Here is a 25574-nt window from a genome sequence, read left to right on the forward strand (position 1 = left end):
ATGCTGAACCGCGCGTTATCGAGCACACGCGCGTGAGCAAGCGTACTCCAGGGCCGCTGTACTGGGCAAATACGTGCCACAAGGAGGTCGACGCGTGGTCCATTCTCTCGAGTTGCTCCTCGACGAAGCCTCTGACCAGTACATACGTGACGAATGGCACACGTTGGACAGCGCAGGCCTGCCGAATCAGAGCACCATCCGATCCGGCACCAACCGGCCGCACGTGACGCTCGCGGCCGCGAAGCACATCGCCGGGTCGGCCGACGCGGCCCTGACCCCGGTGAGTCTGCGACTGCCGTTCACCGCCGTCATCGGGGCGCCGATCCTGTTCGCCCAGGGTTCCCGCATCACGCTGGCACGGCTCGTCGTCCCGTCGACCGAACTGCTGTCGGTGCACGCGCAGACGATCCGGTTGGTCGCCGATCACCTGGGCGACGGTGGTGCAGGCGACATCGGGCCGGCGATGATGCCGCACAGCGCGCCCGGGCGCTGGACACCACACGTGACGCTCGCCCGCCGGCTGGATCCGGAACAGCTGACCCGCGCGCTCGCCGCCCTTGACCCCCGAGCCACCATCGACGGCTCGTTCGTGGGGCTACGGCATTGGGACGGTGACGCGAAGATCGAGCACGTTGTGGGCGGACGCGCCTGCTGACAAACGAATGACCAGCGAGATCAGTGCTGGCCCTCGTCGGCGGCACCGGAGCATCATTGATGCATGACCACCTCAGCGGGCAACGTCAGCGCGGATGAGTTCGCGGAACGTCTCTTCTCGTCAGCTCTCGCGACCGCAGAGACGATGAGCGTCTACCTGGGCGACCGGCTGGGTTGGTACTCCACTCTCGTCCAGCGCGGGCCGCTCACCGCCGACGAACTGGCCGAACACAGCGGAACCAACGCCCGCTATGCGCAGGAGTGGTTGGAGATGCAGGCCGCGTTCAGCATTCTCGATGCCGACCTGACCGCCGATCCCGTCCGGTTCTCGATCTCCCCCGGGGTGGCCGAGGTCCTCACCGACCGGTCCAGCCTGTCGTTCCTGGGGACCGTCCCCCGGATGTTCGCGGCGTCATTCACTCATCTGCCCGAACTGCTCGAGGCCTATCGCACCGGCGGCGGCGTCAGCTGGGAGCGGCTCGGCGTGGACGCCCGCGAATCCCAGGCCGGGATGAACCGACCATGGTTCGACCGGCAACTGGCTCCTGCACTTGCCGGTGTCGAGCATCTGCACACCCGGTTGTCGCGGCCGGGTGCCCGGATCGCCGATATCGGGTTCGGTGGCGGCCACTCCACCGTCGCGCTCGCGAATGCGTACCCCGAGGCCACGTTGGTCGGGCTCGACATCGACGCGGAATCGGTGGAGATGGCCAGGCGCACCGCATCCGACGCAGGGGTTACCGACCGGGTGGAGTTCCTGCTCGCCGACGGGGCCGACGCGTCCACCCGGGGCCCGTTCGATGTCGCGTTCGCCTTCGAGTGCCTGCACGACATGCCGCGTCCCGTCGACGTCCTCTCGGCCGCACGTGCCTCGCTCGCGCCCGGCGGCTCGATGGTCGTCATGGACGAAGCGGTGTCCGATGAATTCACCGGCCCTGCAGACGATCTGGACAAGATCATGTACGGGTTCTCGCTGTTCGTGTGCCTGCCCGATTCGATGAGTTCGCCACCTTCGGCTGCGACGGGGACGGTGATGCGCCCGTCGACACTGACGTCGTACGCACACGAGGCGGGCTTCACCCGGGTGGACACCCTCCCGATCGAGGACTTCAGCTTCTTCAGGTTCTACGAACTCGTGACAGACTGAGGCCGATGATCGAGGACGACACCACACAGGAAGCTTCTGTGCGGCCGCCACGGCTGCTGACCGGCGTCGATTCGACGACGAGCGACCGCGCGAATCGGTGGTGGTGGGATCACGATGCCGAGAACTACCACGCCGAACACGGCGATTTCCTGGGGACCTTCGCCACCGGCGGTGATTTCTTGTGGTGCCCCGAGGGCCTCCGCGAGGCCGACATCGGACTGCTCGGTGACGTGGTGGGCCGCGACGTCCTGGAGGTCGGGTGCGGGTCGGCGCCCTGTGCGCGATGGCTGGCGGGTCAGGGTGCCCGCGCCGTCGGGGTCGACCTGTCGCGACGCATGCTCGGCATCGGGCTGGCCGCGATGGCCGCCGACGGCACACACGTTCCGCTCGTCCAGGCGACGGCCGAGTCGCTGCCCTTCGCCGACGGATCGTTCGACGTCGTGTGCTCGGCGTTCGGTGCCGTTCCGTTCGTGGCGGATTCGGCCGGGGTGATGGCCGAGGTCGCCCGCGTCCTGCGCCCTGGCGGGCGGTGGGTGTTCGCCGTCAATCACCCGATGCGCTGGATGTTCCTCGACGACCCGGGGCCGGACGGGTTGACCGTTCGTATCCCCTACTTCGACCGCACGCCGTACACCGAGGTCGACGACACCGGCGCGATCACCTATGTCGAACACCACCGGACCGTTGGCGACCGGGTACGCGAGATCCGTTCCGCCGGTTTGCTTCTCGACGACATCGTGGAACCGGAATGGCCCGAGGGATTCGACAAGGAATGGGGCCAGTGGAGTCCGTTCCGTGGTCAGTACTTCCCGGGAACCGCGATCTTCTGTTGTCGTAAGCCGTAGCTGTCGGCGGGTCGGGCGCGTGCCTCGGCGGCAGCCACCTCGCCTCGATGACACCACCCTGGCCGAACCAAGGTGGTTAACCGAGTCCGGGTGGATGTTCAGGCGGCCGCCGGTGCGATCAGCCGCCGGACCCGGGCAGCGAGCCCGTCCGCTTCGTCGACGTCCGACCATCCCCAGTGGATCGCCCGGTTACCTGCCTCGACGATCGCGTCGGAGCGGCCCTTCTCTTTGCGCAACACCGCAACTCCGCTCTGTCCGGCATACTTCGACTCGCCATCGGCCTCGCCGACGGTCCGATGCTCGCGCCAGTAGAAGTCGACGCGAGCGATCCACCGCCCCGAGTTGTCGTACAGGTTGACCTGCAATTCGGGCATCGGCAGACCGCGATCGACGAGCTCGATCCGGCTGCGTGACTCCAATACGGATTCGGCGAGTCCGTTGAGCTCCGACACCACCAGCCGCGCCCGGGCCGCCCCGGTCATCTTCGAGATGAGGTCGAGTTCGTTCTGCAGTTCGTCGACGCTGCACCGCAACGCTCACAACAGCTTCGACAAGAACCCTTTCGTCCGCTCGTGTTGCGGATTGGCCAGCACGTCTCGGGGGACACCCTGTTCCACCACGACACCGGCGTCCATGAACACCAACTGATCGGCGACCTCACGCGCGAACCCCATCTCGTGGGTCACCACCACCATCGTCATGCCGGTGGCGGCCAACTCGCGCATCACGCCCAGAACCTCGCCGACGAGTTCCGGATCCAACGCCGAGGTCGGCTCGTCGAACAGCATGAGCTTGGGATCCATGGCCAACGCACGGGCGATCGCGACGCGTTGTTGCTGTCCGCCCGACAGCTGCGCCGGGTAGGTGTCGGCCTTCTCCGACAAACCCACCCGTTCGAGCAGATATCGCGCCCGCTCGACGGCGTCCTTCTTGCTCTGCTTCTTCACCTGCGTCGGCGCCTCGATCACGTTCTCCAACGCGGTTCGATGCGGGAACAGGTTGAAATGCTGGAACACCATGCCGATGTCGCGGCGCTGCTTGGCGGCATCCTTCGGACTCATCTCGTGGAGCTTGTCCCCGCGCTCCTGATAGCCGATGAGATCCCCGTCGACGTAGAGCCTGCCCGCATTGACGACCTCGAGATGATTGACGCACCGAAGGAACGTCGACTTCCCGGAGCCGGACGGACCGATGAGGCAGAGCACCTCCCCGCGGCCGACCTCCAGCGTGATGCCCTTGAGGACCTGCAGCGAACCGAAGTTCTTGTAGACCCGGTCGGCCTGCACCATCGGGCGCTCAACGACGCTCATCGCTCTCCCCATCCACGATCGGCGCATTCTGCACGGCGGCCATGGCTTTCAGCTGCCGGGCCGTCATCTGTTTGCTCGCCCCCTTCGAGTAATAGCGCTCCAGGTAGTACTGGCCGACCATCAACACGCTCGTCACGATCAGATACCAGGTCGATGCCACCATCAGCAGTGGGATCGGCTGGAAATTGACGCCCGAGATATCGCGGGCACGACCGTAGACCTCACCGGTGAACGGCACGGCCGCCACGAGGCTGGTGGTCTTGAGCATGCTGATCACCTCGTTGCCGGTGGGCGGGATGATCACGCGCATCGCCTGGGGCAGCACGGTCCGACGCATCGTCTGCGCCCATGACATACCCAACGCCACCGATGCCTCCGACTGTCCCTCTCCGACCGAGGAGACACCGGCCCGGACGATCTCGGCCATGTACGCGGCCTCGTTGAGGGCGAGACCGATCATCGCGAAGGTGAAGGCGGCGTTGAGCGATTGGATATCGAAGTGAGCGAACTGGTACACGAACGGGATCCCCAGGTCGATCTGCTTGTAGATCGACGGGAACAGCCCCCAGAACACCAACTGCACGTACACCGGTGTTCCGCGGAACACCCAAAGGTAGACCCACGCGGTGTACCGCAGTACCGGGTTCGGTGACAGACGCATGATCGCGAGCAGGACACCCAAGATGATCGCTATGAGCATCGCGAGCACGGTCAGGGCAAGCGTGTACCAGACACCGGACAGTATGCGGGTGTCGAACAGGTACTTGGCATACGTGTCCCATGCGTAGGCGGCGTTGGTGGCCGCGCCGTAGACGAACAGAGCGGCCAGCACCAGCACGATGGCCGCGGCGGCCCACTGACCGGGATGACGCAAGGGCACGGCTTTGATCGGGTCCGGATCGGTGGGGTCGGCCCCGGTCGGTTGCGGACCCGTGGACGGAGAGCTCACGTGCCTAGCTGACCGCGCCGTTGATCACCGCGTTCGGGATGGTGCCCGACTGCACGCCCCAGTTCTCGGCGATCTGCTTGTACTGGCCGTTGTCGATGAGATGCTGCACAGCCTTCTGCAGGGCCCCGGCCAACGGCGATCCCTTGGCCACCGGGTAGCCGTACGGAGCGGACTCGAAGACCCCGCCTGCCGGCTCGAGCGCGCCCTCGGACCGCTTGATCGCGTAAGCGGTCACCGGCGAATCCGCCGACATCGCGTCGACCTTGCCGAGCACCAGAGCGTTGACCGCCTCATCCTGCGAATCGAACTTGGTCTTCTGGATGGCAGGCTTACCCGCGTCCGTGCAGGCCTTGCTCTTGGCCGGGACCTCGACGGTGTCCTCGACGGTGGTCGACTGCACGGCGACACGCTTTCCGCAGGCGTTGTTCGGGTCGATGGACCCGCCCTTCTGCTGGGCCCACTGGATACCCGCGCTGTAGTAGGTGACGAAGTCGACCTGCTTCTCACGCTCCTTGCTGTCGGTGAACGACGACATGCCCACGTTGTATGTCCCCTGCTGAACCGCCGGAATGATCTTGTCGAAGTCGGCCTCCTTGAACACCGGCTTCAACCCGAGCACCCCACCGATCGCGTTCATGAGATCGACGTCGTAGCCGATGATGTTGCCGCTGGAGTCCTTGAACTCGTTGGGCTGATACGGCACGTTGACCCCGACGATCAGCTGGCCCGACTCCTTGATGTTGCCGGGTACCAGATCGGCGATCTCCTGGACCTTGGTCGCCTCCACCTTCGCCGACGACGACGCGGGACCCGACGACTCGGAATCCTCGTTGTTGGAACACCCCGCCAAGGCGAGAGCCAGGACCGCGAAGAGTGCCACCAGCACTCCACCCAGTCGGGAAGATCGCAGAAAACGCATCACACACCCCATCTGTTCAAAATTCTCCATGCATCTGCATGTTCGGCGCACGACGGCACAGGCGGCCGTCGTCGACGCACATGACGAACTTAATGGCTACCAAGCCGATCCACCGGCTAGTTACCAGAGATTTACCGGATGCTCGGTCGACGCCCCGGGCCTCGGATCCGCTCGACCACTGTCTCCGTGAACTCACGGGTCGTCGCCGTGCCGCCGAGATCTGCCGTGGCCGTCGACTGCGCGAGGGTGTCGGCGACCGCCGCTTCCATCCGCCCCGCCACCGCGACGAGCCCACCATCGGATGACGCCACACCGTGTCGGCGCATCGCCATCGCCGTCGACAGGATCATCGCGACGGGGTTCGCCAACCCACGGCCGGCGATGTCGGGGGCCGCGCCATGGGTGGCCTGTGCCATCACCTTGGTGTCCGAACAGTTCACCGACGCAGCCAGTCCCAGCGAGCCTGCCAACTCGCCCGCAAGATCAGACAGGATGTCGCCGAAGAGATTCTCGGTCACGATCACGTCGAAATCGGATGGGCGCCGGACGAGGTGGGCGGCCATCGCGTCGACGTGCTGTTCGTCGACGACCACGTCGGGGAAGTCTGCGGCCACCTGCAGACACACGTCGCGGAAGAGTCCGGTGGTGAGACGCAGGACATTTGCCTTGTGCACGATGGTCACGTGTGAAGAACGGCCGCACGCGGCCTCGAAGGCCACCCGCGCGATCCGTTCCGATGCTTGTCGCGTGATCACCCCGACCGAGAGCGCCACGTCGGGAGTGGGCATGAACTCACCGCTGCCGGCGAACATGTTGCGGTCGGCATAGAGCCCTTCGGTGTTCTCCCTGATGATCAGCACGTCGATGTCCCTCGCGGTGGCGCGCACTCCTCGGAAGGCGCGCGCAGGCCGAAGGTTGGCGAACAGCTCGTAGCGGGTACGGATCACCGCGCCGGGAGTTCGCTCGGCGTGCGGAGTGGGATAACTCGCGGAGTCATGCGGCCCCATCACCCACACGTCGAGATCGTCGAGAGCACACAATGTCTCGTCGGGAACCGGATTGTCGTGACTGTCGATCGCGGTCCGCCCGAAGGGCAACTCGACCCATTCGACACCGATGCCCTCGGCACCGGCCGCAGCCTGGGCAACCGTGATGGCCGCCGGTACGATCTCGGGTCCGATGCCGTCGCCGGTCAACACCCCGATGCGTGTCATCAGTGCGCCGCGTCGTCCCAGGAACGACCGAACCCGACCGAGACCTCCAGTGGGACAGACAGACTGATTGCGCTGCCCATCTCCTCACGCACCACGGCCTCGACCGCGTCGCGTTCGCCTGCGGCGACCTCGACGACCAGTTCGTCGTGGACCTGCAGGAGCATGCGCGACCGCAGTTCCTCACGCTCGAGACGTCCGTAGACGTTGATCATCGCGACCTTGATGATGTCCGCCGCGGTGCCCTGGATGGGAGCGTTGAGCGCCATCCGCTCCGCGGATTGACGGCGTTGCCAGTTGTCGCTGTTGAGATCCGGCAGATACCGACGCCTGCCGAACAGCGTCGCGGTGTACTCGTTACGACGGGCCTCGGCGACGACGTCGTGAAGGTAGTCACGGACACCGCCGAACCGCGCGAAGTAGGCCTCCATCTGTTCCTTGGCGTCGTCGCGGCTGATCTTCAACTGTGCGGCGAGGCCGAAGGCGCTGAGTCCGTAGGCGAGGCCGTACGACATCGCCTTCACCCGATGGCGCATCTCTGTGGTGACCTGGTCGATGGGAACCCCGAACGCGCGCGATCCCACGAAGTTGTGCAGATCCTCGCCGGTGTTGAAGGCCTCGATCAGTCCCGCGTCTTCCGACAGGTGCGCCATGATGCGCATCTCGATCTGGCTGTAGTCCGCGGTCATCAAACAGTCGTAGCCGGTACCCGCGGAATCGGCACCGACGATGAATCCCTTGCGGATCTGCCGCCCGGCCTCGGTCCGCACCGGGATGTTCTGCAGGTTGGGTTCGGTCGACGAGAGCCGACCGGTCGCGGCGACGGTCTGGTTGAACGTCGTGTGGACGCGTCCGTCGTCGGCCACGGATTTGAGGAGGCCGTCGACGGTGACCTTCAGTCGGGTCGCGTCGCGGTGCTCGAGCAGATGCGCGAGGAAGGGATGCTCGGTCTTCTCGTACAGGCTCTGCAACGCGTCGGCGTCGGTGGTGTAGCCGGTCTTGGTCTTCTTGGTCTTCGGCATGTCGAGCTTGTCGAACAGCACCGTCTGCAACTGTTTGGGCGAACCGAGGTTGATCTGCTCGCCGATCACCTCGTACGCGGCGTCCGCGGCGGTGCGGATGCGTTGGGCGAAGTCACTTTCCAGCTCCCCGAAGTGGTCGACGTCGACGGCGATCCCCGCCGCCTCGAGCTGAGCGAGCACGAACAGGAGCGGCAGCTCCATCTCGGTGAGCAGTGGCTTCGAATCGATCTGCTCGAGCTCGGTGTCCAGCGTGTCGGCGAGTTCGGCGACCGCCCGCGCCTCCAGCATCTGATGCTCGGCATGCTTGGCGTCGCCTGCGTCCTCGTCGAGCAGTGACATCTGTCCGTCGTCGGGTGCGGCATCGTCGCGGAGTTCCCGACGCAGATACCGCAGGGTGAGGTCGTCGAGATTGAACGTGCGCTGCCCGGGGCGGACGAGATAGGCCGCCAGCGACGTGTCGCTCGTGACCCCCGCCAGGGTCCACCCGCGCGCCCGGACCGCGTGGATCGCCCACTTCACCTCGTGCAGCGCCTTGGGCCGTTCGGTGTCCGCGAGCCACGCCCCCAGGGCTTGTTCGTCGTCGGCGTCGAGCCCGGTGACATCCAGGTAGGCCGACGTCCCGTCGGCGGCGGCGACGGCGATGCCGGTGGCATCGGCGCCCACCACCTGACGTGGCGACGTCACGGCCACGCCGCTGCGGCCGGTTGCGGTGTGCTCCTGCAGCCATGCGCGGACCTCGCCTGCACCGAGAATTGTCCCGTCGAGGTCGAAACCCGATTCTGCCTCGGGCTCAACGGAACTCAATGTCGAGAACAGCCGGTCGCGGAGCACCCGGAACTCGAGGTCGTCGAAGAGCTGATGGATACGGTCCCGGTCCCAGCCGACCATCGCCAACTCGTCTGGCCCGGCGGGCAGCTGCATGTCACGGACGAGTTCGGTGAGTTGTCGGTTGGTCTGCACCGAGGCCAGGTGAGCGCGCAACGCATCGCCGACCTTGCCCTTCACCTCGTCGACATGGTCCACCAGCGACGCCAGCGATCCGTATTCGCGAATCCACTTCGACGCGGTCTTCTCCCCCACGCCGGGGATGCCGGGCAGATTGTCACTGGGATCGCCGCGGAGGGCTGCGTAGTCGGGGTACTGCGTGGGGGTGAGACCGTACTTCTTCTCGACCTCGTCCGGGGTGAATCGGGTCAGTTCCGAGACCCCCTTCTTGGGATAGAGCACGGTGACCGAATCATCGACGAGCTGCAGCGAATCACGGTCGCCGGTCACCACCAGAACCTGATAGCCCTCGGCCTCGGCCTGGGTTGCCAGCGTCGCGATGATGTCGTCGGCCTCGTAACCCTCGATGGCCATCACCGGGATACCCAGCGCATCGAGAACCTCTTTGGTGAGATCGACCTGCCCGTTGAACTCGTCCGGCGACTTGGAGCGCTGGGCCTTGTACTCGGGGAACATCTCGGAGCGGAACGTCTTGCGTGACACGTCGAAGGCCGCGGCGACGTGGGTCGGCTCCTCGTCGCGCAGCAGGTTGATCAGCATCGACGTGAAGCCGTAGACGGCGTTGGTGGTCTGACCGGTCGCTGTCTTGAAGTTCTCGGCCGGGAGCGCGAAGAACGCCCGATACGCCAACGAGTGCCCGTCGAGCAGCATCAGGACCGGCTTGCGTTCCGTGCCTGACGAGGCTTTCGCCGGGCCTGACGAGGCTTTCGCCGGGCCTGACGGGGCTTTCGCGGGCGCTGTCGAACTCTTCGCGGGACTCACCCCAGCGAGTCTAATGACACCGCCCGACAGCTCGAGGGGGTGTTCGACCCGGATGGTCAGCCTCGCCGATACATCGGCCAGACCGTCGGACCGCCATAGGGCAACGTCACCTCGGTGGTCACCACGAATCCGTACCGCTCATAGAGCGGGATGTTTGCCTCGTTCGAACTCTCGAGATAGGCGGGCGCGTCGACGCGATCCAGTCCTGTGGTAAGCAGAGCACTCCCGACCCCGACGCCCTTGACCGCGGCACCGACCTGACCGAGGTACCAGTGCGGCTCCTTCGGGCGCACCTTGCCGAACTCCTGTTCCAGGATCGAGCCGTAACGGATCCGCCCGCGCAGCGCGCGGACGAAACCCAGGACAGAACCGAGCTGCTGGGTGACGGTCAGGCGATGGCCGGGCGCATCCCACACCGCGACACCGATCGGGACCCCGTCACGGGTGGCGAGGTCGATCGACGCCGCGTCGCCGTGCACCCATCGCAGCAAGGTGTGGAAGATCTGCTTGTCGTGCCTCGGGTCCGGGCACAGCCAGCGGATGACCGGATCCTCGACGAAGGCCTGCGCGAGCAGCGAACTCACCAGCTCCCGGTCGTGGCTCGAAGTTACTGCGATGGCCGGCATGGGCCGAGCCTAGACGATGTGTCACGATCCCCGACAGTGTCAGGCGACACCCAGGTACGCCTCGCGCACCGCGTCGTCGACGAGGAGGTCCTTGCCCGCGCCCTCTTTGGTGATCACGCCGGTCTCCAGGATGTAACCGCGCGTCGACCGACTGAGGGCCTGCTGGGCGTTCTGCTCGACGAGCAGGATGGTGGTGCCCTCGGAGTTGATCTGCGCGATGATGCGGAAGATCTGTTGGATCACCATGGGCGCCAAACCCATCGACGGCTCGTCGAGCAGCAGCAGTTTGGGCCGGGCCATCAGCGCACGCCCGATCGCCAGCATCTGCTGCTCACCGCCGGACATGGTTCCGCCGAATTGCTTCCGACGCTCCCCGAGCCTCGGGAAGAGATCGAAGACGTGCTCGAGCGACTCCTGATAGGCGGCTTTGGAAGTGAACTTCCGGCCATAGCAACCCATGTCGAGGTTCTCCAGCACCGTCATCCCGGGGAAGATCCGACGTCCCTCGGGCACCTGGATGATGCCGCGCTTGACCCGCTGGTGTGCTGCGAGGCCGGCGATCGACTCACCGTCGAAGAGGATGTCGCCCTCGGTCAGTCGATTGAGTCCGGAGATGCCCCGCATCGTCGTCGACTTGCCTGCACCGTTGGCACCCAGCAACGTGACCAACTCCCCCGCACCCACCTGCAGCGAGATGCCGTGCAAGGCCCGGATCCGTCCGTAGTGGATCACCACGTCGCGCAGTTCGAGAACCGGGGTCGACGTCGACGGTGCGTCCGGGGTGTCCCCCGGCGCGGCGGACTCAGGCGGATTCGTCATCGGGAACTCCCAGGTAGGCGGCAACGACGGCCGGGTTGTCGCGGACATCTCGCGGTGACCCGTCGGCGATCTTGCGACCGAACTCCAAGACGACGATGCGGTCGGTCACGCCCATCACCAGACGCATGTCGTGCTCGATGAGGAGCACGGTGTACCCGTCGTCACGGATCTTCTGGATCAGCCTCATCAAGGCGGTCTTCTCGCTGGGGTTGAACCCCGCGGCCGGTTCGTCGAGGCACAGCAGTTTGGGTTCGGTCGCCATCGCGCGGGCGATCTCGAGGCGCCGCTGATCGCCGTAGGGCAGATTGGATGCCTTCTCCGCGGCCCGCGGTCCGATGCCGACGAACTCGAGCAGCGCCATGCCCCGGTCGACGGCGTCGCGTTCCTCCCGATAGTGGCGCGGGGTGCGGAAGATGCCACCGAACACCGACGTCTTGTGCCGTGCATCGGTGCCGACACAGACGTTCTCCAGAGCGGTCATCTCCCCCCACAGCCGCACGTTCTGGAAGGTGCGGGCGATGCCTCGCCGAGTGATCTTGTGCTGCTTGATCTTCCCGAGTGGCGCGCCGTCGAAGGTGACGGTGCCACGGGTCGGCCGATAGACCCCGGTGATGGCGTTGAAGCAGGTGGTCTTCCCGGCACCGTTCGGCCCGATCAGGCCCAGGATCTCACCGCGCTTGATGTCGAAGGTGACGTCGTCGAGGGCAGCGAGACCACCGAACTCGACGGTCAGACCGTTGACCTCGAGCAATGATTCGCCGGTCGCGGTGGCGATGTCACGTTGGGGCGCAACGGCCTCGGCGACCGCCTCCGGATCGGCGAGGTCGGGGTCGATGGCTGCCGGATCGACGATGGCGGTGGCCGACGGGTCGGCGACGGCCTCGGCGATCTGCTCGTCATGGCCCGGGACAGCGCCCGCGCCGGTCCCCGGGTCGTCGGGCTCACGATGCCTACTCACGCCTCCACCTCCTCACCGCGGGTCCGCCCACTGCTCGGCGCACGTTTCACCGCTCCGTAGATCCGTCTGCCGAACGTGATCAAGCGGGCTCTGGCCGGGAACAGGCCCTGCGGACGGAAGATCATCAACACCACGAGGGCGATCCCGAAGAACAGGTACTTGAACTCGCTGAGCGACTGGCCGCCGATCTCGACCCCCTGGACTCGTGCAGGGAGATAGACGATCAGGAAGGCCCCGGCGATCACGCCCAGTTTGTTGCCCTGCCCACCCAGCACGACCGCACACAGGAAGAGCATCGAGTTGATGACGGTGAACGCCTTGGGGTCGACGTACTGGACCTGGCCTGCATAGACGGCACCCGACAGGCCACCGATCCCCGCACCGATGACGAACGCCCAGAGCTTGTACTTGAAGGTCGGCACGCCCATGATCTCGGCGGCGTCCTCGTCCTCGCGAATCGCCACCCACGACCGGCCGACCCTGCTGCGTTCGAGATTGCCGATGATGATGAGGACCAGGATCACCAACGCGATACCGAGCCAGTACCACCACACCCCGTAGTTCAGGGTGCCGGCGTTGTTGGCGCTGGAGAACACTCCGTCGGGGTGTGCGTCGTTCTGTCCGACCTCGGGGAACAGCACACCCTGCAGGCCCGAGGCCCCATTGGTGACGTCACCGAGATTGTCGGCAAGGAGTCGGACGATCTCACCGAATCCGAGAGTGACGATGGCGAGATAGTCACCGCGGACCCGCAGGGTCGGGGTGCCCAGGATGACACCGGTGATCCCGGTGATGATGATGGCCAGCGGCACACACGCCAGCCATCCCCACGGCCCGGAGAAGACCCCGTGGTCGGTGCTGTTCCACAGCGGGCTCGCGGGACTGGTCATCAATGCCACGACGTAGGCACCGACCGCATAGAAGCCGACATATCCGAGATCGAGCAGGCCGGTTTGGCCGACCACCACGTTCAGCCCGATGGCGATCAGTGCGGTCATCGCGAAAGTCGCCATGACCACGCCGAAATCGGTTGCCGTGGTGGTGATCAGCGGTGGATTGACGACGGGGAGCAGGCCGACCACGATGATCGCGGGCACGCCCACGAGCCACTGCATCACGCGAGGTAAGCCGTTCCACCAGGTCCGGATCGCATCGCCGACGCCCCGAGGTGGGGGCGCATTCGGGTCGTCGGGTACCGCGGCGCCTGCGGGCTGCTGAGTCGTCATACCCGTGCCTTCCCGAGCTTCTCACCGAGGATGCCCGTCGGGCGGAACATCAGCACCAGGATGAGCAGGACGAAGGCGACGACGTCCCGCCACTGGTTGCCGAGCACCACCGATCCATAGTTTTCCATGACACCGAGCAGAAGTCCGCCGAGCAGCGCACCCCGAACGTTGCCGATGCCGCCGAGGACGGCGGCACAGAACGCTTTGATACCGAGGATGAAACCGCCGTAGTAGACGATGTTCGTCGGGACGCGCAGCGTGTAGAGCAACGCAGCCGCACCCGCGAGCAGGCCACCGATCAGGAAGGTCACCGTGATGATGCGTTCACGCGACACACCCATAAGCAATGCGGCGTCGGGGTCCTGCGCAACCGACTGGATTCCGCGGCCCAGTCGCGTGCGGTTGATCATGTAGTCGGTCCCGAGTGCCAACACCAACGCCGAGATGATGATGATCAGCGTCAGGTTGTAGACGGGCGCCCCGAAGAGGCTGAACTCTTTGACCGGCTGCACCAGCCGGATCGTCGGTTGCGCACTGGAACCGCCCAGCGGCGGGTCGATCGGCAGCTTCGGCAGCACATAGTGCACGAACTCCTGCAACACGAACGACATACCGATCGCCGTGATCAGAAAGGCGAGCGGTTTCGCTTTCCGTTTACGCAGCGGACGGTAGGCCACGAACTCCAAACCGACCGCGGCGCCACCCGATACGGCCATCCCGCAGAGCCCCGCCAACAGGAGGTAGAGGACGGTCATCACGGTGCCCTCGGAGTAGGTGTTCCCCGACGGTGTGAAGCCGAGCAGCAGCAGCCCGATGTACTGGCCGAACATACCCAGCATGAAGACTTCGGAATGTGCGAAGTTGATCAGCCGCAGCACACCGTAGACGAGGGTGTAACCCACCGCGACGAGCGCGTAGATCGCACCGTAGGTGAGCCCCTCGATCGTCAGTCCCCAGAAGCCGTTCTTGAGCGCGCCGAGATCGAAGTTGATGGTCGCTGCCACCGACGCCGTCTCGGCCATCGAGTACACGATCATGCGTGCCTTTCAGCCACGAGAATCCCCCACAGACCACGGTGCGTCCGGGCTGGTGTGCCCGGACGCACCGTGATGGTTGTGCCTTATTTGACGTCGTATACCCAGATCAGCGAGGAGGTCAGCTCGCCGGTGGGGCTCCACTGATACTCGCGCGCCAGGCCCGGACCCTTGTAGCTGCGGACGAACGACAGCAACTCGGGGCGGGTGCGCTTGCCCTCGTTGATCCCCTTCATCAGGATCGAGGCGAGGTCGTAGGCCTCGACCGAGTAGACGCCGGGTGCCTGGTTGAAGGCTGCCTGGTAGTCCTTCTTGAACTGCGACGGTGCCGGACCGCACGGGCACGAGAGGATGGCGCCCTTGGCGCTGTCTCCGGCCTGCGCGGTGAACTGCGGGTCGTTGGCGCCGTCGCCCGAGACGAAGGTGGCCTGTGAGCCCGCGGTCTTCAACTGTTGCGCCAGCGGAGCTGCCTCGGCGTAGTAGCCCGAGTAGAAGATCGCGTCCGGGTTGGCGGCGGTGACCTTCGAGATGATCGCCGAGAACTCACGATCACCCTTCTTGACGTCGCCGGAGCAGGAGGCGTCGGCGGCCGATCCGAGCGATTGGGTCATCGCCTTCGCCAGTCCGACACCGTAGTCGGTGTCGTCCTTGATGACACAGACCTTCTTCTTGCCCATCGTGCCGGTCAGGTACTTCGCGACCGCCGGGCCTTGCACATCGTCGTTGGCGAGACCGCGGAAGAAGGTCTTCCAGCCGTTGTCGGTCAGGGTCGGGTTGGTGGCAGAAGCGGTCACCGAGACCAGTCCGGCCTGGTTGAAGATACCGCCGGTCGCCTTGGTCTCACCGGAGAAGGCGGGACCGATCAGACCCACGATGGCGTCGTCATTGGCGATCTGAGGTGCGACCTGGGTGGCCTTCTGGGGGTCACCCTCGGTGTCGTAGGGCTTCAGAGTGATCTGGCAGTTGGGGTTCGCCTTGTTGTGCTCGTCGACCGCGAGTTGCGCACCGTTCTTGATGTTGATGCCCAGCGCGGCATCCGCGCCGGTCAGTGCGCCCGCCATCGCGATCGTCGTCTGAGGGCATTGAGCCTGGCCGTCACCGGCCGGATTGAGGGCCGCCGACTCCGCGGCGCCCTGGACCTCGTTGCCCTGGGTGTCGATCTGAGCCAGGGGCGCGATCTCGAGACCGGAACTCGCGGCAGCCGAACCGCTGGAACCGGATTCGGTCCCGGAGTCACTGGATTTGCTGCTACACGCTGACACGGCGAGCACGCTCACCATTGCCAGCGCGAGAGCACCTGTCGCCACTCGACGATGCATTCTCTTACCTCTTCACTTCCCACCCACCCGGCGTACGTCGATCTGTTGAGGACCGATCTGCGCCAAGAGGTCTGCTGAGGAGACCTTGAGAAAACATAGTCCGAAACAACGGCGCCCGCGATGGATTGGACCCAAACGCGCATGATGCCCCGCGGCGTGTTTTCACAGATTTAACGGCGCAGGCGCCGCGACCGTCAGCTGTCGGGGTCCAGAGTCTCGACGACCACCTGGGCGACAGCCTTCATCGTCGTGCGACGGTCCATCGCGGCGCGCTGAATCCACTTGAACGCCTCGGGCTCTGAGAGTGACTGCTTTTCCATCAGGAGTCCCTTGGCGCGTTCGACCAGTTTCCGGGTCTCCAGACGGTCGGATATCGTGGCGACCTCTTTCTCGAGCGCGGCCACCTCGTTGTAGCGGCTCACCGCCACCTCGATCGCCGGGACCAGATCGGCCTTGGTGAACGGTTTGACCAGATAGGCCATCGCACCGGCGTCACGCGCCTTCTCGATGAACTCGCGCTGGCTGAACGCGGTCAGCATCACCACGGCAGCCAACTTCTTCTGCGCGATCTCGGACGCCGCATCGATACCATCGCGAACCGGCATCTTCACGTCCATGATCACCAGGTCGGGTGTCAGGCTCTCGGTCAGCTCGACCGCGACCTGTCCGTTGGGGGCCTCTCCGACGACCTCGTAGCCCTCTTCGCGGAGCATCTCGATGAGATCCATCCGGATCAGCGAGTCGTCCTCGGCGACGAGCACCCGATGGGTAGTCGCCTGTTCGCCGGTCCGAGACGCAGCACTGTCTACCACCGTCACCATCCCCTCCTCCGCTTCGATTCAGCCGTGACCTGCACTGTCCCATCACCAGCTGATGGGTGCAGAGTACCGGTTGGCAGGTGTGTCGGCCGGTCATCTAATGTGGACTGTCGCAGCCGCCACACCAGTTGGCAGCTGCGGGACGCCCCCGTAGCCCAATTGGCAGAGGCAACGGATTCAAAACCCGTCCAGTGTCAGTTCGAGTCTGACCGGGGGCACCATCACACATTCCCTGACTCCGGTCCTGTCAACGACTCGCCCGGATGCGTCAGTTGCCGGCAGCCATCCTGGCCGAGCCATGCGGCCCAGACCGTCCGCACCTGATCATCGACGGCCTGACGAACCTACGGTTCGACGTCGCTTGCGACCGATATATCGGCACCCAGGTGCAGATGGATCCGCGCACTGAGCCTCGATCTGCTCACTGACCTGCTCTTTACGCTCGATCGTGACGCTCGTCGCCCCGCGTCGATGGTGGCCCTCCTCACTCGCAGCCCCTTTCTCAGCCTTCGTTTATGTCTCGTCGGTAACCTCGCCGTGTCCTTGACGATACCCAACTGTTACCAAACGAATGGACATAAACGTGCCGCGACATCGACCGAACGCACAGACATCGACACCCGTTGCCTGCGTCCTGCCCGACGCCGGGCCACGCACCGACCAGCGCGGCCGGCATCGCGCAATCATCCGCAGCGCCTGGACCACCAAGATGAAGGTCGGCGCGGTGGCAACCTTTGCCGGCGCCATCGGCCTGACGGTCGGCGGCACATCTCATGCGATGGCACAGCCCGCTCCACAGAAGCCCGCCCTCCCGGCGAATCTGACACTTCCGCCCCACCTCGATGACCTGGCGCGCGACATCCTTCCCCCGCACATGTTCGTGCCCGGTGCGGGCCGCGCAGTGGCGCCGGTCAGCGGCACCGTCACCTCGGGCTACGGCCACCGCTGGGGCGCCAACCACAACGGCGTCGACATCGCCAACAAGATCGGGACCCCGGTCTATGCGGTGACCGATGGAGTCGTCCTCGAGTCCGGCCCGGCATCAGGCTTCGGCCAGTGGATCCGTGTCCGGCAGGACGACGGTACGACCGGCGTCTTCGGCCATGTCGACCAGAGCTTCGTCCACGCCGGCCAGCAGGTCCGCGCCGGCCAGCAGATCGGCACCGTCGGCAACCGCGGCGAATCCACCGGCCCTCACCTGCACTACGAGGTCTGGGACAAGAATGATAAGAAGATCAACCCGCAGGCGTGGTTGAACAAGCGCAACGTCCACCCGTGACCTCCTGCCCCCGGGTGACTCAACTGGCGGGGCACCGCGGGCAGCATCAACCCGGGTGACCCGACTACATCCGCGCTTGGGTTGGTGACGGCCAGACCCGGACCGATCCCCGCCCGTCCGCTGAACGTCGGTGGGTCTGGTGGAGACCCGGACGGTTCACGGTCACCGCCGAAACAGTTTGTTGCCCAACCACACCAACGGGTCGTAATGACGATCCACCACCCGTTCCTTCATCGGGATCAGTGCGTTGTCGGTGATCTTGATGTTCTCGGGACACACATCCGTACAACACTTGGTGATGTTGCACAGCCCCAGACCGTGCTCGGACTGCGCAGAATCGCGGCGCTCGGCCACGTCGAGCGGATGCATGTCGAGTTCGGCGACACGCATCAGGAAACGCGGCCCGGCAAAGTTCTCCTTGTTCTCCTCGTGGTCGCGGACCACATGGCAGGTGTCCTGGCAGAGGAAGCACTCGATGCACTTGCGGAACTCCTGTGACCGCTGCACGTCGACCTGCTTCATCCGGTACTCCCCCGCCTTCAGACCTTCGGGCGGCGTGAACGACTGGATCTCTCGGGCCTTCTCGTAGTTGAACGAAACGTCGGCGACCAGGTCGCGGATGACCGGGAACGTCCGCATCGGCGTGACGGTGATGACCTCGTCTTCGGTGAATGTGGACATCCGGGTCATACACAGCAGCTTCGGGCGGCCGTTGACCTCTGCCGAGCACGACCCGCATTTGCCTGCCTTGCAGTTCCAGCGCACGGCCAGGTCGGGAGCCTGAGTCGCCTGGAGCCGGTGGATGATGTCGAGCACCACCTCGCCGTCGTTGACGAGCACGGTGTAGTCCTGCAGATCACCGCCATCGGTGTCTCCACGCCATACCCGGAACTTCGCGTCGTAGCCCATTTCAGCCCTCCTTCTCGCCCCCGGCGTCGGGATGACCGGCGATCTCACCGGCGGTGTAGTACTTCTCGATCTCGGAGAAATCGAAGAGTTCCAGCAACTCTGGACGCATCGGGATCTGTTCTTCCTTGACCACCGTCACCTCGGGGACCGGCGAATCGTCACCCGCATCGGCCGTGCAGACCAGCAGTGTGTTGCGCCAATTCGCATCCATCGCAGGATGATCGTCACGGGTGTGACCACCCCGGCTCTCGGTGCGCAGAAGGGCGGCCTTGGCCACACATTCGCAGACCAGCAGCATGTTTCGCAGGTCGACGGCGAGATGCCAGCCCGGGTTGAACTGCCGGTGGCCTTCCACCTGCATGCCGGGCAGACGGCTTCGGATCTGGTCGAGCACACTGATCGCCTCCTGCACCTCCGCCTCCTTCCGGATGATGCCGACCAGGTCGTTCATCGATTGCTGCAGGTCGGTGTGGAGGGTGTACGGATTTTCGGGCTTACCGGGGCTCTTCGACTCGAACGGCGCCAAGGCGAATGCCGCTGCCCGGTCGACGTCGGCGGCGGCGACGGTGGGCCGGGTCGAGAGTGACTCGATGTACGACGCCGCGCCTAGCCCGGCACGTCGTCCGAACACCAGCAGATCGGACAACGAGTTGCCGCCCAACCGATTCGATCCGTGCATGCCACCGGAGCATTCACCTGCCGCGAACAACCCGGGCACTCGTGCGGCACCGGTGTCCGGATCGACCTCGATCCCGCCCATCACGTAGTGACAGGTGGGACCCACCTCCATCGGCTCGGCCGTGATGTCGACGTCGGCAAGCTCTTTGAACTGGTGATGCATCGACGGCAGCCGGCGGACGATCTCGTCGGCAGGCATGCGCGAGGCGATGTCGAGATAGACACCGCCGTGCTCGGTGCCGCGACCCGCCTTGACCTCTTCGTTGATCGCCCGGGCGACCTCGTCGCGCGGCAGCAGATCGGGTGTGCGGCGGGCGCTGTCGTTGTCGGCGAGCCATTTGTCCGCTTCCTCTTCGGTCTCGGCGTATTGACCCTTGAAGACGGGAGGGATGTAGTCGAACATGAACCGCTTGCCGTCGGTGTTCTTGAGGACACCGCCGTCACCGCGAACGCCTTCGGTCACCAGGATGCCCTTGACGCTGGGTGGCCAGACCATGCCGGTCGGGTGGAACTGGACGAACTCCATGTTGATCAGGCTGGCACCGGCACGCAGCGCGAGTGCGTGACCGTCGCCGGTGTATTCCCACGAGTTGGACGTCACCTTGAAGGACTTGCCGATCCCACCGGTCGCCAGCACCACCGCCGGCGCCTCGAACAGCACGAATCGGCCGGATTCACGCCAATATCCGAACGCTCCCGCGATGGCGTCGCCGTCCTTGAGCAACTCGGTGATGGTGCACTCCGCGAACACCTTGATACGCGCTTCGTAGTCGCCGGTGGCCGCGTAGTCCTCCTGCTGCAGCGAGACGATCTTCTGCTGCATGGTCCTGATCAGTTCGAGACCAGTACGGTCTCCGACGTGCGCGAGCCTGGGATAGGTGTGACCACCGAAGTTGCGCTGGGCAATTCGTCCGTCAGCCGTCCGATCGAACAGCGCGCCATAGGTTTCCAACTCCCAGACCCGGTCCGGCGCTTCCTTGGCGTGTAGTTCCGCCATCCGCCAGTTGTTCAGGAACTTGCCACCACGCATGGTGTCCTTGAAATGCGTCTGCCAGCTGTCTTTGGAGTTGGCGTTGCCCATCGATGCGGCACAACCACCTTCGGCCATGACCGTGTGCGCCTTGCCGAACAATGACTTGCACACCACGGCGACGGAGTAGCCCTTCTCGCGGGCCTCGATGACTGCGCGCAGACCTGCGCCACCGGCACCGATCACAACTACGTCGTATTGGTGGCGTTCGGTTTCGGTCATCTAGCGATAGCTCCCAGCGTCGAATCGATTGCGCAACAATCGTTGCGCACATGGCAACGGGTCAACCCACGAATCGAAGGTCAGAGATCGTGTTACTGGCCACCAACATGACGTAGAAGTCGGTGAGCACCAACGTGCCGAGGGTGATCCAGGCGAACTGCATGTGTCGGGTGTTGAGCTTGGAGACCTGGCTCCACATCCAGTATCGGACCGGATGCGCCGAGAAGTGCTTGAGTCGACCACCCGTGACATGCCGACACGAATGACAGGACACCGTGTAGGTCCACAGCAGGACCACATTGACCACCAGGATCACGTTGCCCAATCCGAACCCGAAACCTCCGCCCTTGCCGTGGAATGCGGTGATGGCGTCGTAGGTGTTGATCAACGAAACGATCACCGCCGCATAGAAGAAGTAGCGGTGTGCGTTCTGGATGATCAATGGAAGACGGGTCTCTCCCGTGTACCGGGAGTGCGGTTCTGCCACCGCACAGGCCGGCGGCGAGAACCAGACCGAACGGTAGTAGGCCTTGCGGTAGTAGTAGCAGGTCACTCGAAAGCCGAGGAGGAACGGAAGGACGACGAACCCGAGTGGAATCCACATCGGGAGTTCGGGGAACGGGGTCCCGAAGTGGCTCGACCCCGGCACACACGACTCGCTCAGACATGGCGAGTAGAACGGCGTCAGGTAGTGGTAGTCGGCAACCCAATAGGCACTGCGCACGAATGACCGCACGGTGGCATAGATGATGAACGCCGACAGACCCAGCACGGTCAACAGTGGCGACAACCACCATCTGTCCACTCGAAGGGTTCGCGCCAGAATGCGCGCCCGTCCCGGAGAAAAAACCCCGGTTGCCTCCCGCTCAGCCGCGGGGGCGCTCACTTCGTTCGCTCACGCGAGTGGAAGCCCAGCCCTTCGTCTTGAGCACCGAGCCACGCTGCCTCGTCTGATTTGCTGTCGGGTACGTAGACCACTTCGTCCTTGCTCACGGCCGCCCGGACCACCGGTGGCGGCGCGTGTTCGAAGTCGTGCAGGTCGATCTCGAGCCGGTCGAGGTCGTTGGTCATCCGCCGGACGGCATCGACATCCCCGTAATGCGACTTCAGCGTCAGAATGTGATGGCGCAGCACTCCGATACTGCGATGGAGTTCCTTCATCTCGGCCGTTATCATGGCGATCCCTCCAAGACCCGTGTGATATGTAACACAGTACTGGCAGGGCACAGTCAGTCAACGGTTTTGACCGAACGTGTCGGGCGACGCGAGACAACTCGACAACGCGTCGCACGCAACCCGCGTGACCGCGAACGCTGACGCGTGCCGGTTCGAACAAGCGCAGGTCATCCAGCTTTTCGGTTCGCGCCCACGCGCACGGACGCCGCCATGAGGTCGAGGATCTCGGGCATCTGATCGAGCAACGCACGCTGACGTGAGTTGAGCGCGGTATCCGCGGCGACCGCAACGATCTCGCGCCGCCGAGTCCGATCTCGCTCCAGGACATCTCCTCCCCTGGCGGTCACGGAGACGAGCGCACTGCGCGCATCGTCGGGGTCGGCAGCACGCGAGACCAGACCCGCGGCCTCCAGGTCACGGACCGTGATCCGCATGCTCTGATGCCGGACTCCCCGCTTCCGCGCCAATGCTGCAACCGACTGCGGCCCGTCGCGGTCGAGTGCGCCGAGCACCTCGCCGTGGCCGGCCGGAAGCGAATCGCTGATCGACCGCACCGCGCGTACGAAGCTCCCCACCGCCCGGCGGAGATCCTCGGCAAGATCGAGTCCCGTTGCGCCGTCGGCATTGTCCGAGTCGACAACCATATCCCAAAGCGTACAGTCGAACTGTATTCATCGACAGCCCAACTGTGCGCCGGAGGTCCCATGCGTCTCACCAAATACACCCACGCCACCGTCACCCTGTCCAAGGATGACAACACGCTGCTGATCGACCCGGGAACGTTCACCCCCGATGCTGCGGAGTTGCTCGCCGCCGCCGACGCCGTCCTCATCACCCACGAGCACTTCGATCATTTCGACGCCGAGAAGATCGTGGCCGCCATGAAGGAGCGGGACGGGCTGCATCTGTACGGTCCCGCGTCTATCGCCGGCGCGCTGTCGGAGGTCGCGGACCGTGTGCATGCGGTCTCGACCGGGGAGTCCTTCGAGATCGCCGGGTTCACGGTCGAGACCTTCGTCGCCGACCACGCGGTGATCCATCCGGAGATCCCCCTGGTCGACAACGTCGGATTCCTGATCGATCACAGCGTCTTCCACCCCGGCGACGCGTACCTGAATCCGGGCCGCCCGATCGAGACGCTGTTGCTTCCCGTCAGCGGACCCTGGATCTCCACCGAACAGGCCATCGACTTCGTGCGGGCGGTAGCGCCGAAGCTCAGTATCGCCATCCACGACGTCATGCTCAGTGACACCGGAAAGGCGTCGACCGGTATGTTCCTCGGCGCGGATTCGCTGACCGGGACACCGTTGGAGGTGCTCGCCGTCGGCGAGGATCGGGAGCTGGCGGGCGCGTGAGTCTGGTCGGGGTCTCGATACGCCACTCACTCCGTTCGCGGCTACTCGACCGGCAGAGGGTAGGCGGGCCCCTCGACCGTCAGCAGGCCCGCGTAATCTCACCTGCATGACGTTCGAGGGCTTTCCCGAGGCCGCACTCGACTTCTACGACGACCTCGAGATGGACAACACCAAGACTTTCTGGGAGGCGAACAAGGAGGTCTATCGTTCGGCTGTCGCGGACCCGATGCGTGCCCTGACGGACGCCCTCGCCGACGAATTCGGCCCGGCCAAGATCTTTCGCCCCTACCGCGACGTGCGGTTCTCCAAGGACAAGACGCCGTACAAAACCCACCAGGGAGCATTCGTCGGGCTCGGTCCGGCGACCGGATATTACGTGCAGATCGGTGCACCGGGCGTACGCGTCGGTGCGGGCTTCTACGAGGCGTCCGGCGAGCGCCTCGCCGCACTGCGGGCCGCAATCGACCATGACCGCCACGGTCGCGACCTGGAACGGCTGCTGAAGAAGCTCGCGAAGGCCGGCTGGGAGGTCGGCGGCGACAAGCTCAAGACCTCCCCACGCGGGTGGGACGCCGACCACCCGCGCATCGACCTGCTGCGCCACAAATCACTCACCGTCGGCCGGGACTACGGATTCGAGAAGGTGATCCACACCGCCGCCCTGGTCGATCGCATCCGCACGGACTGGCGCGCCACGGCCCCGCTCGTCGACTGGGTCGTGCGGCACGGATCTCCTTAGCCGGAAAGGTCTTCGGCGGCCGGACCGACGAGCCCGTGTCGTAAGGCGTAGAGGCTCGCGCCCACCCGGTTGGCGGCGCCGATCTTGGTGTACGTCCGCTCGACGTGATTGCGTACGGTCTTCTCACTCAGTACGAGCCGAGTTGCGATCTCCCGGTTGGACATTCCGCGCGCCACCAGGCCGAGGATCTCGGTCTCGCGGGGAGTGAGCGCATCGTCGCGGCGGATCCGGACCCGCTTGTGTCCGGCGGCAGCCAGAACCGCCTCGACACAATCGCCGTCGAGCGCTCCACGGTCGGCACGTCGCTTGATCCGGGCGTCCGCCTCCTCGTCGGACAGCGCCGCACGGTACGGCCGGGGCTCGACCGCCGACCGGAAGGCGACCGCAGCAGCCACCAACCGCTGTCCGCGGCCGAGTGCGGCGCCGCCGATCCCGAGCGGATAGCCAGTGCCGTCGAGGTGTTCGTGATGCGAACGCGCGATTGCCGCGATGTCGTCAAAACCGGGAATCCGCATGAGGACTCGGTCGGTGAGGTACGGGTGCATCCTGACCCGCTCCCACTCGGCCCCGGTCAACTCTCCCGGTTTCGACCAGATCTGACTCGACACACCGATTCGGCCGACGTCGTGGAGGTACCCTGCGCGCCGCACGCTGTCGATCTCGACCGCGGACATCCCGAGATGTCCGGCAGCGGTGTCCACGATCTCGGCCACCACGCGCGAATGACCGAGCGCAAAGGGACATTTGAGGTCACCGAAGTCACCGATCGCCCTCACCAGCGCATCCAGGCCGGGCTCGTCGAGAGCGATCTCCGAGTCGGGGGCGAGGCTCATCGCACTACTCCACGGATCATCTCCGACCACCGACAGCACACCCTCGGGGTCGGTGACGAACGCGTCGACGACCGCGGGATCGAAATGACCGCCGCGGCGGCTGCGCGCCATCGCGACCGCACCGTCGACCCCGTACGTCCGGTGGTGCACCTCCACCATGTCGGCCAGTTGCGCCACGCGCATCTCGATCGGGATGCTCTCCGCCGACACGCCGTTCGGCAGTCCTCCGCCGTCGTACCGCTCATAGGTGAAGGCAATCGCATGCTCCACGTCCGAGCCCAGCCCGATGTGCCGTGCCAGGGCCGCCGCCGACATACAGTGCGAATGCACCAAGGTCGCGATCTGCCCGCGCGCGTCACGGAACAACGTCGCCATCGTCTTCACGCGGTAGCCGATCGGCTCCCCACGCGCCACATTGCCGAGCAGGAATCGGAAGTACGGAATCCCCGACCAGTCAACGAGATACGCGTCGCTTCGCACCGCGATGTCGTCGCCGAACCACCGTGCGTACTCCTGCGAATCCGCATGACACCCGATCCACATCAGCAGGGTCGCATAGTAGGTCGTGTCGCGCTGGGTCCGGTCCAGCCCGAGCCGATCGGACAACCGGCAGGCGATGACCGCCGAGCGCAACATGTGCTCGGCGGGCTGGCCGAGCCCGAGGTCGATGGCGACCGAGAGCCCGGCCAACACCTCCACGCGCCGCGGCAGCGGGGATCGCCCGGTCAT

At 65.1% G+C, this 25574-nt stretch carries 25 protein-coding genes and 1 tRNA gene; 7 read left to right on the forward strand and 19 right to left on the reverse strand.

Going from position 1 to position 25574, the window contains the following annotated elements; all coding sequences use genetic code 11:
* Positions 1-94: 94 nt before the first annotated feature.
* The 3 genes from OVA31_RS00200 (at position 95) to OVA31_RS00210 (ending at position 2646) form a co-directional block, all read left to right on the forward strand.
* Positions 95-655, forward strand: coding sequence for a 2'-5' RNA ligase family protein (locus OVA31_RS00200; RefSeq protein WP_267629160.1), 561 nt, complete (start codon positions 95-97; stop codon positions 653-655).
* A gap of 63 nt (positions 656-718) precedes the next feature.
* Positions 719-1801 carry a class I SAM-dependent methyltransferase gene (locus OVA31_RS00205; protein ID WP_267629161.1) on the forward strand — a complete coding sequence of 361 codons (1083 nt, stop codon included), beginning with the start codon at positions 719-721 and terminating at the stop codon, positions 1799-1801.
* Positions 1802-1806: 5 nt separating this feature from the next.
* Complete coding sequence (locus tag OVA31_RS00210) at positions 1807-2646, forward strand: class I SAM-dependent methyltransferase (RefSeq protein WP_267629162.1); 840 nt, start codon at positions 1807-1809, stop codon at positions 2644-2646.
* A gap of 98 nt (positions 2647-2744) precedes the next feature.
* Here the strand turns inward: OVA31_RS00210 and OVA31_RS00215 are convergent, their stop codons facing one another.
* The 13 genes from OVA31_RS00215 to OVA31_RS00275 all read right to left on the reverse strand — a co-directional run bounded on the left by OVA31_RS00215 (position 2745) and on the right by OVA31_RS00275 (position 16627).
* A complete protein-coding gene (locus OVA31_RS00215) occupies positions 2745-3179 on the reverse strand; it encodes a hypothetical protein (RefSeq protein ID WP_267629163.1) in 435 nt (144 codons plus the stop codon).
* Between the two features lie 3 nt (positions 3180-3182).
* Positions 3183-3956: an amino acid ABC transporter ATP-binding protein gene (locus OVA31_RS00220; RefSeq protein WP_324290159.1), complete on the reverse strand. Its 774-nt coding sequence runs from the start codon at positions 3954-3956 to the stop codon at positions 3183-3185.
* Positions 3943-4905 carry an amino acid ABC transporter permease gene (locus tag OVA31_RS00225; protein WP_267629164.1) on the reverse strand — a complete coding sequence of 321 codons (963 nt, stop codon included), beginning with the start codon at positions 4903-4905 and terminating at the stop codon, positions 3943-3945. Before OVA31_RS00225 ends, OVA31_RS00220 begins: the two co-directional genes overlap by 14 nt.
* A 4-nt stretch (positions 4906-4909) precedes the next feature.
* Positions 4910-5824, reverse strand: a complete 915-nt coding sequence (locus OVA31_RS00230) for an ABC transporter substrate-binding protein (RefSeq protein WP_267629165.1) — start codon at positions 5822-5824, stop codon at positions 4910-4912.
* A gap of 131 nt (positions 5825-5955) precedes the next feature.
* A complete protein-coding gene (locus tag OVA31_RS00235) occupies positions 5956-7038 on the reverse strand; it encodes an isocitrate/isopropylmalate dehydrogenase family protein (protein ID WP_267629166.1) in 1083 nt (360 codons plus the stop codon).
* Complete coding sequence (polA, locus tag OVA31_RS00240) at positions 7038-9713, reverse strand: DNA polymerase I (protein WP_267631341.1); 2676 nt, start codon at positions 9711-9713, stop codon at positions 7038-7040. The genes OVA31_RS00235 and polA overlap by 1 nt, the downstream gene beginning before the upstream one ends.
* A 167-nt stretch (positions 9714-9880) precedes the next feature.
* On the reverse strand, positions 9881-10450 hold the full coding sequence (locus OVA31_RS00245) for a GNAT family N-acetyltransferase (protein WP_267629167.1): 570 nt from the start codon (positions 10448-10450) through the stop codon (positions 9881-9883).
* A 39-nt stretch (positions 10451-10489) separates the two neighbouring features.
* Positions 10490-11269, reverse strand: coding sequence for an ABC transporter ATP-binding protein (locus OVA31_RS00250; RefSeq protein WP_267629168.1), 780 nt, complete (start codon positions 11267-11269; stop codon positions 10490-10492).
* Positions 11253-12227 carry an ABC transporter ATP-binding protein gene (locus tag OVA31_RS00255; protein ID WP_267629169.1) on the reverse strand — a complete coding sequence of 325 codons (975 nt, stop codon included), beginning with the start codon at positions 12225-12227 and terminating at the stop codon, positions 11253-11255. Before OVA31_RS00255 ends, OVA31_RS00250 begins: the two co-directional genes overlap by 17 nt.
* On the reverse strand, positions 12224-13453 hold the full coding sequence (locus OVA31_RS00260; RefSeq protein WP_267629170.1) for a branched-chain amino acid ABC transporter permease: 1230 nt from the start codon (positions 13451-13453) through the stop codon (positions 12224-12226). The genes OVA31_RS00255 and OVA31_RS00260 overlap by 4 nt, the downstream gene beginning before the upstream one ends.
* Positions 13450-14490: a branched-chain amino acid ABC transporter permease gene (locus tag OVA31_RS00265; protein WP_267629171.1), complete on the reverse strand. Its 1041-nt coding sequence runs from the start codon at positions 14488-14490 to the stop codon at positions 13450-13452. Before OVA31_RS00265 ends, OVA31_RS00260 begins: the two co-directional genes overlap by 4 nt.
* A gap of 83 nt (positions 14491-14573) precedes the next feature.
* Positions 14574-15806: a branched-chain amino acid ABC transporter substrate-binding protein gene (locus OVA31_RS00270; protein WP_267629172.1), complete on the reverse strand. Its 1233-nt coding sequence runs from the start codon at positions 15804-15806 to the stop codon at positions 14574-14576.
* A 194-nt stretch (positions 15807-16000) separates the two neighbouring features.
* A complete protein-coding gene (locus OVA31_RS00275) occupies positions 16001-16627 on the reverse strand; it encodes an ANTAR domain-containing response regulator (RefSeq protein WP_267629173.1) in 627 nt (208 codons plus the stop codon).
* 141 nt (positions 16628-16768) lie between these two features.
* On the opposite strand from OVA31_RS00275, the gene OVA31_RS00280 reads away from it, so the two are divergent.
* Both OVA31_RS00280 and OVA31_RS00285 read left to right on the forward strand, forming a co-directional pair.
* Positions 16769-16845: transfer RNA gene (locus OVA31_RS00280), tRNA-Leu, on the forward strand.
* 362 nt (positions 16846-17207) lie between these two features.
* Positions 17208-17903, forward strand: coding sequence for a M23 family metallopeptidase (locus OVA31_RS00285; RefSeq protein ID WP_420714120.1), 696 nt, complete (start codon positions 17208-17210; stop codon positions 17901-17903).
* Between the two features lie 162 nt (positions 17904-18065).
* Here the strand turns inward: OVA31_RS00285 and OVA31_RS00290 are convergent, their stop codons facing one another.
* The 5 genes from OVA31_RS00290 to OVA31_RS00310 all read right to left on the reverse strand — a co-directional run bounded on the left by OVA31_RS00290 (position 18066) and on the right by OVA31_RS00310 (position 22562).
* On the reverse strand, positions 18066-18812 hold the full coding sequence (locus OVA31_RS00290) for a succinate dehydrogenase/fumarate reductase iron-sulfur subunit (protein WP_267629175.1): 747 nt from the start codon (positions 18810-18812) through the stop codon (positions 18066-18068).
* Between the two features lies 1 nt (position 18813).
* Positions 18814-20742 carry a fumarate reductase/succinate dehydrogenase flavoprotein subunit gene (locus OVA31_RS00295; RefSeq protein ID WP_267629176.1) on the reverse strand — a complete coding sequence of 643 codons (1929 nt, stop codon included), beginning with the start codon at positions 20740-20742 and terminating at the stop codon, positions 18814-18816.
* Positions 20743-20803: 61 nt separating this feature from the next.
* A complete protein-coding gene (locus tag OVA31_RS00300; RefSeq protein WP_267629177.1) occupies positions 20804-21628 on the reverse strand; it encodes a hypothetical protein in 825 nt (274 codons plus the stop codon).
* A complete protein-coding gene (locus OVA31_RS00305; protein ID WP_267629178.1) occupies positions 21625-21918 on the reverse strand; it encodes a hypothetical protein in 294 nt (97 codons plus the stop codon). The genes OVA31_RS00300 and OVA31_RS00305 overlap by 4 nt, the downstream gene beginning before the upstream one ends.
* Positions 21919-22085: 167 nt before the next feature.
* A complete protein-coding gene (locus OVA31_RS00310) occupies positions 22086-22562 on the reverse strand; it encodes a MarR family winged helix-turn-helix transcriptional regulator (RefSeq protein ID WP_267629179.1) in 477 nt (158 codons plus the stop codon).
* Between the two features lie 60 nt (positions 22563-22622).
* On the opposite strand from OVA31_RS00310, the gene OVA31_RS00315 reads away from it, so the two are divergent.
* Both OVA31_RS00315 and OVA31_RS00320 read left to right on the forward strand, forming a co-directional pair.
* Positions 22623-23273 (forward strand): MBL fold metallo-hydrolase, encoded by a 651-nt coding sequence (locus OVA31_RS00315; RefSeq protein ID WP_267629180.1) that lies wholly within the window; start codon positions 22623-22625, stop codon positions 23271-23273.
* A gap of 106 nt (positions 23274-23379) precedes the next feature.
* Positions 23380-24012: a DUF2461 domain-containing protein gene (locus OVA31_RS00320; RefSeq protein WP_267629181.1), complete on the forward strand. Its 633-nt coding sequence runs from the start codon at positions 23380-23382 to the stop codon at positions 24010-24012.
* Here the strand turns inward: OVA31_RS00320 and OVA31_RS00325 are convergent.
* Positions 24009-25574 carry an HD domain-containing phosphohydrolase gene (locus OVA31_RS00325; protein ID WP_267629182.1) on the reverse strand — a complete coding sequence of 522 codons (1566 nt, stop codon included), beginning with the start codon at positions 25572-25574 and terminating at the stop codon, positions 24009-24011. The genes OVA31_RS00320 and OVA31_RS00325 overlap by 4 nt on opposite strands.

This window comes from Gordonia sp. SL306, assembly GCF_026625785.1.
Lineage (GTDB): Bacteria > Actinomycetota > Actinomycetes > Mycobacteriales > Mycobacteriaceae > Gordonia.

Bases quoted from the DNA above. Each gene is read 5' to 3' on its own strand.
- OVA31_RS00290 (WP_267629175.1), bottom strand. From the start codon at position 18,812: ATGGGCTACGACGCGAAGTTCCGGGTATGGCGTGGAGACACCGATGGC.
- polA (WP_267631341.1), bottom strand. From the start codon at position 9,713: ATGCTGCTCGACGGGCACTCGTTGGCGTATCGGGCGTTCTTCGCGCTC.
- OVA31_RS00250 (WP_267629168.1), bottom strand. From the start codon at position 11,269: ATGACGAATCCGCCTGAGTCCGCCGCGCCGGGGGACACCCCGGACGCA.
- OVA31_RS00220 (WP_324290159.1), bottom strand. From the start codon at position 3,956: ATGAGCGTCGTTGAGCGCCCGATGGTGCAGGCCGACCGGGTCTACAAG.
- OVA31_RS00305 (WP_267629178.1), bottom strand. From the start codon at position 21,918: ATGATAACGGCCGAGATGAAGGAACTCCATCGCAGTATCGGAGTGCTG.
- OVA31_RS00205 (WP_267629161.1), top strand. From the start codon at position 719: ATGACCACCTCAGCGGGCAACGTCAGCGCGGATGAGTTCGCGGAACGT.
- OVA31_RS00235 (WP_267629166.1), bottom strand. From the start codon at position 7,038: ATGACACGCATCGGGGTGTTGACCGGCGACGGCATCGGACCCGAGATC.
- OVA31_RS00315 (WP_267629180.1), top strand. From the start codon at position 22,623: ATGCGTCTCACCAAATACACCCACGCCACCGTCACCCTGTCCAAGGAT.
- OVA31_RS00295 (WP_267629176.1), bottom strand. From the start codon at position 20,742: ATGACCGAAACCGAACGCCACCAATACGACGTAGTTGTGATCGGTGCC.
- OVA31_RS00325 (WP_267629182.1), bottom strand. From the start codon at position 25,574: ATGACCGGGCGATCCCCGCTGCCGCGGCGCGTGGAGGTGTTGGCCGGG.
- OVA31_RS00210 (WP_267629162.1), top strand. From the start codon at position 1,807: ATGATCGAGGACGACACCACACAGGAAGCTTCTGTGCGGCCGCCACGG.
- OVA31_RS00245 (WP_267629167.1), bottom strand. From the start codon at position 10,450: ATGCCGGCCATCGCAGTAACTTCGAGCCACGACCGGGAGCTGGTGAGT.
- OVA31_RS00310 (WP_267629179.1), bottom strand. From the start codon at position 22,562: ATGGTTGTCGACTCGGACAATGCCGACGGCGCAACGGGACTCGATCTT.
- OVA31_RS00260 (WP_267629170.1), bottom strand. From the start codon at position 13,453: ATGACGACTCAGCAGCCCGCAGGCGCCGCGGTACCCGACGACCCGAAT.
- OVA31_RS00270 (WP_267629172.1), bottom strand. From the start codon at position 15,806: ATGCATCGTCGAGTGGCGACAGGTGCTCTCGCGCTGGCAATGGTGAGC.
- OVA31_RS00265 (WP_267629171.1), bottom strand. From the start codon at position 14,490: ATGATCGTGTACTCGATGGCCGAGACGGCGTCGGTGGCAGCGACCATC.
- OVA31_RS00275 (WP_267629173.1), bottom strand. From the start codon at position 16,627: ATGGTGACGGTGGTAGACAGTGCTGCGTCTCGGACCGGCGAACAGGCG.
- OVA31_RS00320 (WP_267629181.1), top strand. From the start codon at position 23,380: ATGACGTTCGAGGGCTTTCCCGAGGCCGCACTCGACTTCTACGACGAC.
- OVA31_RS00230 (WP_267629165.1), bottom strand. From the start codon at position 5,824: ATGCGTTTTCTGCGATCTTCCCGACTGGGTGGAGTGCTGGTGGCACTC.